An 8,438-nucleotide genomic window follows, 5' to 3' on the forward strand; every position below is an offset into this window, starting at 1 on the left:
GTCTTCTCCTCGGGCACGTTCACAGTAATGATGACGATACAGCGACAGAACACAGCGTTCGATGACCGTACCAAGCCCCTGTACAAGGGCTCGCGGGAACATCGGCTTCCATGCATGATCGGCTATGCTTGAGCAGCGAAGGGAAACGGAAGTGGTTCAGCACCCGATGGATATCAAGTTCACCAACCGGCTGTCTTACAAGCAAGCCCGGCTTACTGTGCTGGTCGGTTTCATTCTGGGCACGCTGCTCAGCCTGCTGCAAATAGGCATCGATTATGCCAGTGAAGACGCCTCCATCAACCGTGAAATCCTGTCTTTGCTGGAAATCAGCCACAACCCTGCCTCCCGCATTGCCTATAACATCGACGCCGAACTCGCCCAGGAACTGACACTGGGCCTGCTGCGCTCCCCGGCGATCATCGGCGCGAGACTGACCGATAACAACGGCAACGTGCTGGCCAACGTCAAGCGACCCGGCCTGCAAAGCGGCTATCGCGTGATCAGCGACCTGCTGTTTGGGGCCGACCGGCGATTTGAAGATCGTCTCTATCTGGACCACTTGCCAAACGAATCCCTCGGCACGCTGCGACTGGACGTGGACACTTACTCATTCGGCTACCGGTTCCTGCGTCGCGCCGAAGTCACCCTGCTCAACGGCTTCGCCCGCAGCCTGATCCTGACCGGCCTGCTCCTGGCATTGTTCTATGTGATGCTGACCAAACCCTTGGTGCGGGTTATCCGCGAGCTCAGTGGGCGCGATTCGCGCAGCGCTGAACCGACCTCCCTGGAATGCCCGGCCGGCCATGCCAACGATGAAATCGGCGTGCTGGTGAAGGTCGCCAACCAGCAATTCGAAAATGTCTCCACCGAAATCCAGCAGCGACGCAACGCGGAAAATCGTCTCACCGATTATCTGAGCCAACTGGAAAATATCGTCTCGGCGCGTACCGCCGAACTCAAGGCCATCAACGCCCGCCTCAGCCAATCCAACCTGGAACTGGAAGTGGCTCGCAGCACCGCCCTGGACATGGCCGAAGCGCGCTCGGTCTTCCTGGCCAACATGAGCCATGAAATCCGCACGCCGCTTAATGGCCTGCTGGGGATGATCGCACTGTCACTTGACGGGCCGCTGAATGCCGAACAGCAGCAACAACTCGCCATCGCCCATGACTCGGGCAAGGTGCTGGTGGAATTGCTCAACGATATTCTCGATCTGTCGAAATTCGATGCCGGCCAGCTCGAGCTCGAACACATCCCGTTCGACCTCGGCTCGCTGGTCGAAGACACCGCCAACCTGTTGTCGCAGAACGCCGCGCCCAGTGTCGAACTGACCTGCCTGATCGATCCGCATTTTCCGGCGCTGGTGCTCGGCGATCCGACCCGGGTACGGCAGATCGTCAGCAACCTGCTGTCCAACGCGCTCAAGTTCACCCGTTTCGGTCGGGTCGATGTGCGCCTGTCGACCTTCGGCGATGGCGTCAGAATCGAAGTCTGCGATACGGGTATTGGCATCCCGCAGGACGCCCAGGTCAAGATCTTCCAGCCCTTCACCCAGGCCGGTGCCGGGATTACCCGGCAGTTTGGCGGCACCGGATTGGGCCTGGCCCTGACCCATAACCTTTGCGAAGCCATGCACGGACGCCTGACCATCAGCTCCGAAGCGGGGTTTGGCAGTCAGTTCTGTGCGCAGTTGCCACTGCCCCGCCATACCCGGGCCCTCTCCCCGCCATCCTTGAAGGGCAAGGTTATCGCCATCACCTCCGCCAGCAGCGGCCTGGCGGAATTACTCGGTAGCGTGCTGCCCGGTTGGGGGGTGGAATATGAGCAGCGTGCGATCGACGATCCATTGATCGGTCTGAATCCCGATGTGCTGATTACCGACTGTCCCGAATGCCTGTTCAATCTGCGCCCCACGTTCACGGCGCCGATTTTGCTGGTGACCGCTTACGGCAGTTTCATGCCCACCGAACAGGTCAACGCCCTCGCCCCCCTGCAGCAGCAGGCACGCCCCTTGGCACGCAATGCCCTGCACCAGACCTTGCGGCGTGTGCTGCAACCGGACATCGCCATCATCGACGACACCCGGATCGACACCCCATCCCCGCAACGCCGCGCACGGGTGCTGCTGGTCGAAGACAACCCGGTCAATCAACTGGTGGCCAAGGGCATGCTCGGCAAACTCGGATGCGAGGTGATCGTCGCCGCTCATGGTGTCGAGGCATTGGATCAACTGGAAAGCAGCGATTTCGATTTGGTGTTGATGGACTGCAACATGCCGGTGATGGACGGCTACGAAGCCAGTCGGCAAATCCGCCGCAGCGGGCGCTGGCCAGAGCTGCCCATCGTCGCCCTGACTGCCAACGCCATGTCCGAAGAACGCGAACGTTGCCGCGCGGCAGGCATGAACGACTACCTGGCCAAACCGTTCCGCCGGGAAGAGCTGGCCGCCCTGCTGGATGTCTGGATACCCGTTACGACAGTGCCTTGATCTGCCCCAGCAGGTGATCCAGGCCGTCGCGCAACGCATTCAGGCGATCCAGATCCACGCCACTGTCGCACAACAGCCGGGCTTTCAGCGGCCCGACCTGATCGCGCAGCGCCAGACCGGCGGGCGACAGACTCAAGTGCACCTCTCGCTCATCCCGGGCCGAACGCTGGCGCTGCACCAGCTGGAGCTGCTCAAGGCGCTTGAGCAAAGGTGTCAGCGTGCCGGAATCCAGCGCCAGGCGCTCGCCCAGCGCTTTGACGGTCGGCTGCTCCGGCACTGTTTCCTGCCACTCCCACAACACCAGCATTGCCAGGTATTGCGGGTAAGTCAGGCCCAATTGATCAAGCATCGGCTTGTACGCCCGGATTACCGCCCGGGAAGCGGCGTACAGCTTGAAGCAAAGCTGGCTGTCGAGATTCAGGGAGTCGACGGACAAGCTGTTCATTTGAGCAGGGCTTCGATCTCGCGGCTCAGGTCCTGAGGCTTGGTCGCCGGGGCGAAACGCTTGACCAACTGGCCATCCTTGCCAATCAGGAATTTGGTGAAATTCCACTTGATGCCCTGGGAGCCGAGCACGCCCGGTGCACGTTTTTTCAACTGCACGAACAGTGGATGGGCATCCGCACCATTGACCTCGATTTTTTTGAACAGCGGGAAGCTGACGCCGTAGTTCAACTCGCAGAACTCACTGATCGCCCCTTCATTCCCCGGCTCCTGCTTGCCGAACTGATTGCAGGGAAAGCCCAGTACCACCAGGCCTTGATCCTTGTAGGTCTGCCACAGTTCTTCAAGGCCCTTGTACTGAGGGGTAAACCCGCATTTGCTGGCGGTATTAACCACCAGCACGGCTTTGCCGGCGAAATCCGCCAGGGTCTTTTGCTCGCCCTTGATGGTGGTGCAAGGGATGCTTAGCAGATTGTCGCTCATGATGGAGGCTCCGGATTCGAGAAGATGAGCCAAACATAGCGAGCAATTGAATTGTGTGCAATTTAATTAATCAAATACCCACCACTGTAGGAGCGAGCCTGCTCGCGATGGTCGTCACCGATAACGCGGGAAGCCTGGCATCCCGCGTTGCTCTTTAGCCCATCGCGAGCAGGCTCGCTCCTACAGGGCTCGCATCATTTACGCGGCACCAGGTCCAGACATACCGAATTGATGCAGTAACGCAGACCGGTCGGAGGCGGGCCATCGGGGAATACGTGGCCCAGGTGGGCGTCACATTTGCTGCAGACCACTTCCGTGCGAATCATGCCGTGGCTGACGTCGCGGATTTCGGTCATGGCACTGTCGCCGATCGGCGCGTAGAAGCTTGGCCAGCCGCAACCCGAATCGAATTTGGTTTTGGAGTCGAACAGCGGCTCGCTGCAGCAGATGCAGTGGTAAATGCCGTCGACCTTGCTGTCGTTGTATTTGCCGGAAAACGGGCGCTCGGTGCCCTTGAGACGGCACACGTTGTACTGCTCGGGGTCGAGCATGGCCTTCCATTCTTCCAGGGTTTTTTCCAACTTTTCCATCATCACACCTCGGCGGCTGAAAAAGCCCGATCTGTACCTTTTCCACGGATCGGGCGGCACGTATGATTGCGCCTCGTCAAACGCCAGTCTGGCAGCCAGACCACGCGCATTCAAACGGATTTATGGGTGCTGCTCTCAAGGCGTCAGGCCTGTGTGATTACGCAGGATTCCCAGTACGGTTGTTCATACGCCGCCTGGATCGTTCATTTTCGGGAACACATCGCCATGCAGGTCAGCAAATCGAACAAGCTCGCCAACGTCTGCTACGACATTCGCGGCCCAGTGCTCAAGCACGCCAAACGCCTGGAAGAGGAAGGTCATCGTATCCTCAAGCTGAACATCGGCAACCCGGCGCCCTTTGGTTTCGAAGCACCGGACGAAATCCTCCAGGACGTGATCCGCAACCTGCCGACTGCCCAGGGCTACAGTGACTCCAAGGGTTTGTTCAGCGCACGCAAGGCCGTCATGCAGTACTACCAGCAAAAGCAGGTGGAGGGTGTCGGCATTGAAGACATCTACCTGGGCAACGGCGTTTCCGAGCTGATCGTGATGTCGATGCAGGCCCTGCTCAACAACGGCGACGAAGTGCTGGTGCCGGCTCCGGACTACCCGCTGTGGACCGCAGCCGTGAGCCTGTCGGGCGGTAATCCGGTGCATTACCTGTGCGACGAGCAGGCCAACTGGTGGCCGGACCTGGCCGACATCAAGGCCAAGATCACCCCGAACACCAAGGCCCTGGTGATCATCAACCCGAACAACCCGACCGGCGCGGTGTACTCCAAGGAAGTGCTGCTGGGCATGCTGGAGCTGGCCCGTCAGCACAACCTGGTGGTGTTCTCCGACGAGATCTACGACAAGATCCTGTATGACGATGCCGTCCACATCTGCACCGCGTCCCTGGCGCCTGACTTGCTGTGCCTGACCTTCAACGGCCTGTCCAAGTCCTATCGCGTCGCCGGTTTCCGTTCCGGCTGGATTGCCATCTCCGGTCCGAAACACCACGCTCAAAGCTACATCGAAGGCATCGACATGCTGGCCAACATGCGCCTGTGTGCCAACGTGCCAAGCCAGCACGCGATCCAGACCGCGCTGGGTGGCTATCAGAGCATCAACGATCTGGTGCTGCCGCCCGGGCGCCTGCTGGAGCAGCGCAACCGCACCTGGGAACTGCTCAACGACATTCCGGGCGTGAGCTGCGTCAAGCCGATGGGTGCGCTGTATGCATTCCCGCGCATCGACCCGAAGGTCTGCCCGATCCACAACGACGAGAAGTTTGTCCTCGACCTGCTGCTCTCCGAGAAGCTGCTGGTGGTACAAGGCACGGCCTTCAACTGGCCATGGCCTGACCATTTCCGTGTCGTGACCCTGCCACGGGTTGATGACCTGGACATGGCCATCGGACGCATTGGCAACTTCCTCAAGTCCTATCGCCAGTAAGCGGCCTGTCACCGTGCGACGCTCACACTCGTCGCACGGTGATTCATTCAGCAACACATGTGTGTACCTAGCGGACTCTCGCAGCCCCGGCCCCTGCCCCACTACTCAGAAGCGTTTCTCGCCTAGTAACGGCGGGGTCTGCAACGCCCACGGGTCCTACAAACACTTCCCTGTTCAATATCAGAAATGCCCTGCAAGCAGCTAAGCTATTGCCGTAGGACACAGTTTGAAATAGTCACCCGGTTGAATACCCCGGTGCAGCACCTTATATACCCCGCAGTACGCTACATCTTTAGCATAAGGAGATTTCTACAACCATGATGCGCATCCTGCTGTTTTTGGCCACTAACCTGGCGGTCGTGCTGATTGCCAGCATCACCCTGAGCCTTTTCGGCTTCAACGGGTTCATGGCGGCCAACGGGGTTGATCTCAACCTCAATCAGCTGCTGATTTTCTGTGCGGTCTTTGGTTTCGCCGGCTCCCTGTTCTCGCTGTTCATCTCCAAATGGATGGCGAAAATGAGTACCAGCACCCAGATCATCACCCAGCCACGGACTCGCCACGAGCAATGGCTGCTGCAAACCGTCGAGCAACTGTCCCGGGAAGCCGGGATCAAGATGCCCGAAGTCGGGATTTTCCCGGCCTACGAGGCGAATGCGTTCGCCACAGGCTGGAACAAGAACGACGCGCTGGTCGCGGTCAGCCAGGGCCTGCTCGAGCGCTTCTCGCCGGATGAAGTGAAAGCCGTTCTGGCTCACGAGATCGGCCACGTGGCCAATGGCGATATGGTGACCCTGGCGCTGATCCAGGGCGTGGTGAACACCTTCGTGATGTTCTTCGCGCGGATCATCGGCAACTTTGTCGACAAGGTGATCTTCAAGAACGAAGAAGGCCAGGGCATCGCTTACTACGTGGCGACCATCTTCGCCGAACTGGTCCTGGGTATCCTGGCCAGCGCCATTGTCATGTGGTTCTCGCGCAAACGGGAATTCCGTGCCGACGAAGCCGGGGCAAACCTGGCCGGTACTGCCGCGATGATTGGCGCCCTGCAGCGCTTGCGTGCCGAACAGGGCCTGCCGGTGCACATGCCCGACACCCTGAATGCCTTCGGCATCAACGGTGGCATCAAGCAAGGGTTTGCTCGCATGTTCATGAGCCACCCGCCGCTGGAAGAGCGTATCGACGCACTGGCTCGTCGTCGGGGCTGAGTCATCCAGAGGTAAACAAGAAGGCCCGCAGAGATGCGGGCCTTTTTTTTGTCTGCTTAAATGTTGGATGCCCCTTAGGTCCCCTTCGCGAGCAGGCTCGCTCCCACAGGGGGTTTGTGAACGACACGCATCCATTGTGGGAGCGGGCTTGCTCGCGAAGGGGCCGGGACAGTCAACCAAGATTACCGACTGGAAACCCGATAAACCCGCTCCTCAAGCCGCGTAACACCCGCCTCTAGAAACTTCCCGCTCTCGCTCAGCACATCCTGATCCTCCAGGACTTTCAATGTCCAGGAAGCCCCGAACAACCGCTGCACTTCATCATCGAGCACGGCAAATGGCGGCCCCGACATTTCAGCCTGATCGTAATCCAGCGTAATCAATAGCCCCAGAGACCCCTTGGGCAATATCCGGTTCAAATGCGTCGCATACTGCTCACGCATCGCCGGCGGCAACGCAATCAGCGCGGCGCGATCATAAAGCGCGGAACAATCGGCAACGTCGCCAGGCGTCAGCGCGAAGAAATCCCCACACCAAAGCTCGATGGAGCCCGCCCGATAGACATTGAACGGCCCTTGTTCACTGACGGCCGGATCCAGTTGATGCTCACTGAAAAAATCCTCAACGGCCTTCTCCGACAACTCGATCCCCAGGACTTCATGCCCCTGATGGGCCAGCCACAACAAATCCAGGCTCTTGCCGCACAAAGGCACCAGCACCCGCGCACTTTCCTCCACGCCCAGCTGTGGCCAGAAACGTTGAAGATAAGGGTTCACCTGCGGCAGGTGAAAGCCGATCTGATTCGACGCCCACTTCTTGTGCCAAAACTCCGGCTGCATAAATAACCCCGAAAATTCGATCAAAACACCCTAAAACTTATATTAGATTTAGATCAATGATCTGACTGAAGATGGCGTCATCTTAACTCTCCGGAGCTCATTCATGTTCCCCAGCCTGTACATATCCCATGGTTCCCCCATGCTAGCCCTGGAACCCGGCGCCAGCGGGCCGGCCCTCGCGCGCCTGGCGGCAGACATGCCCAAACCCAAAGCCATCGTGATTGTTTCCGCGCACTGGGAAAGCCAAGAACTGTTGGTCAGCGGTAATCCCCGGCCCGAAACCTGGCATGACTTCGGTGGCTTTCCACGGGCACTGTTCGAAGTGCAATACCCGGCACCCGGCGATCCTCAGCTGGCAGCAGCAGTTGTCGAGCTGTTGAACGCCGCAGACCTTCCGGCACACATCGATACCCGGCGCCCGTTCGACCATGGGGTTTGGGTGCCCTTGTCATTGATGTATCCGCAGGCCGATATCCCGATTGTCCAGGTTTCCCTGCCCACCCAAGGTGGCCCTGCCCTGCAAACCCGTGTCGGCCATGCCCTGGCCAGCCTGCGCGGACAGGGTGTACTGCTGATCGGCTCCGGCAGCATTACCCACAACCTGCGGGAACTGGACTGGCACGCCGGCCCCGAGAGCGTTGAACCCTGGGCAAAGGTATTTCGCGACTGGATGATCGAGAAACTTGAGGCCGATGACGAAACGGCCCTGCACGATTATCGTCAACAGGCTCCGAACGCCGTGCGTAACCATCCCAGTGATGAACATTTGCTGCCGCTTTATTTTGCCCGCAGTGCCGGGGGAGATTTCAGCATCGCTCACCAGGGGTTCACCATGGGCGCGCTCGGCATGGATATTTACCGCTTCGGCTGACTGGAGACCGAGTCGCTGCCTTCGCGAGCAGGCTCGCTCCCACAGAAATAATTGGGGGGACCTCCGGGGGGAGTTGGT

The 8,438-nt window shown here is 59.3% G+C and carries 8 protein-coding genes; 4 read left to right on the forward strand and 4 right to left on the reverse strand.

Translation table 11 applies throughout. From position 1 onward, the window contains the following. Positions 1–124: 124 nt before the first annotated feature. Positions 125–2,488: a response regulator gene (locus HNQ83_RS14815; RefSeq protein ID WP_175389653.1), complete on the forward strand. Its 2,364-nt coding sequence runs from the start codon at positions 125–127 to the stop codon at positions 2,486–2,488. Here HNQ83_RS14815 and HNQ83_RS14820 read toward each other — a convergent pair. The 3 genes from HNQ83_RS14820 to msrB form a co-directional block, all read right to left on the reverse strand. Continuing rightward, entirely contained in the window at positions 2,472–2,933 is a 462-nt protein-coding gene (locus tag HNQ83_RS14820; protein WP_175389654.1) for a MarR family winged helix-turn-helix transcriptional regulator, read from the reverse strand. The genes HNQ83_RS14815 and HNQ83_RS14820 overlap by 17 nt on opposite strands. Further along, entirely contained in the window at positions 2,930–3,415 is a 486-nt protein-coding gene (locus HNQ83_RS14825; protein WP_008009392.1) for a glutathione peroxidase, read from the reverse strand. Before HNQ83_RS14825 ends, HNQ83_RS14820 begins: the two co-directional genes overlap by 4 nt. A gap of 194 nt (positions 3,416–3,609) precedes the next feature. After that, on the reverse strand, positions 3,610–4,005 hold the full coding sequence (msrB, locus tag HNQ83_RS14830; protein ID WP_175389660.1) for a peptide-methionine (R)-S-oxide reductase MsrB: 396 nt from the start codon (positions 4,003–4,005) through the stop codon (positions 3,610–3,612). 225 nt (positions 4,006–4,230) lie between these two features. Here msrB and HNQ83_RS14835 point away from each other — a divergent pair, with 225 nt between their 5' ends. Next, the gene (locus tag HNQ83_RS14835; protein ID WP_007983502.1) at positions 4,231–5,442 is read left to right on the forward strand and encodes a pyridoxal phosphate-dependent aminotransferase; all 1,212 of its coding nucleotides are present in this window, start codon (positions 4,231–4,233) and stop codon (positions 5,440–5,442) included. Positions 5,443–5,759: 317 nt separating this feature from the next. After that, on the forward strand, positions 5,760–6,650 hold the full coding sequence (htpX, locus tag HNQ83_RS14840; RefSeq protein WP_007973520.1) for a protease HtpX: 891 nt from the start codon (positions 5,760–5,762) through the stop codon (positions 6,648–6,650). 182 nt (positions 6,651–6,832) lie between these two features. Here the strand turns inward: htpX and HNQ83_RS14845 are convergent, their stop codons facing one another. Further along, complete coding sequence (locus HNQ83_RS14845) at positions 6,833–7,489, reverse strand: thiopurine S-methyltransferase (RefSeq protein WP_175389661.1); 657 nt, start codon at positions 7,487–7,489, stop codon at positions 6,833–6,835. Between the two features lie 103 nt (positions 7,490–7,592). Here HNQ83_RS14845 and HNQ83_RS14850 point away from each other — a divergent pair, with 103 nt between their 5' ends. Further along, positions 7,593–8,360 carry a class III extradiol ring-cleavage dioxygenase gene (locus tag HNQ83_RS14850; RefSeq protein ID WP_175389655.1) on the forward strand — a complete coding sequence of 256 codons (768 nt, stop codon included), beginning with the start codon at positions 7,593–7,595 and terminating at the stop codon, positions 8,358–8,360. Positions 8,361–8,438 lie beyond the last annotated feature (78 nt).

It is taken from the genome of Pseudomonas sp. C2B4 (assembly GCF_013359695.1).
Classification (GTDB): domain Bacteria; phylum Pseudomonadota; class Gammaproteobacteria; order Pseudomonadales; family Pseudomonadaceae; genus Aquipseudomonas.

Bases quoted from the DNA above. Each gene is read 5' to 3' on its own strand.
- HNQ83_RS14815 (WP_175389653.1), top strand. From the start codon at position 125: ATGCTTGAGCAGCGAAGGGAAACGGAAGTGGTTCAGCACCCGATGGAT.
- HNQ83_RS14820 (WP_175389654.1), bottom strand. From the start codon at position 2,933: ATGAACAGCTTGTCCGTCGACTCCCTGAATCTCGACAGCCAGCTTTGC.
- HNQ83_RS14825 (WP_008009392.1), bottom strand. From the start codon at position 3,415: ATGAGCGACAATCTGCTAAGCATCCCTTGCACCACCATCAAGGGCGAG.
- msrB (WP_175389660.1), bottom strand. From the start codon at position 4,005: ATGGAAAAGTTGGAAAAAACCCTGGAAGAATGGAAGGCCATGCTCGAC.
- HNQ83_RS14835 (WP_007983502.1), top strand. From the start codon at position 4,231: ATGCAGGTCAGCAAATCGAACAAGCTCGCCAACGTCTGCTACGACATT.
- htpX (WP_007973520.1), top strand. From the start codon at position 5,760: ATGATGCGCATCCTGCTGTTTTTGGCCACTAACCTGGCGGTCGTGCTG.
- HNQ83_RS14845 (WP_175389661.1), bottom strand. From the start codon at position 7,489: ATGCAGCCGGAGTTTTGGCACAAGAAGTGGGCGTCGAATCAGATCGGC.
- HNQ83_RS14850 (WP_175389655.1), top strand. From the start codon at position 7,593: ATGTTCCCCAGCCTGTACATATCCCATGGTTCCCCCATGCTAGCCCTG.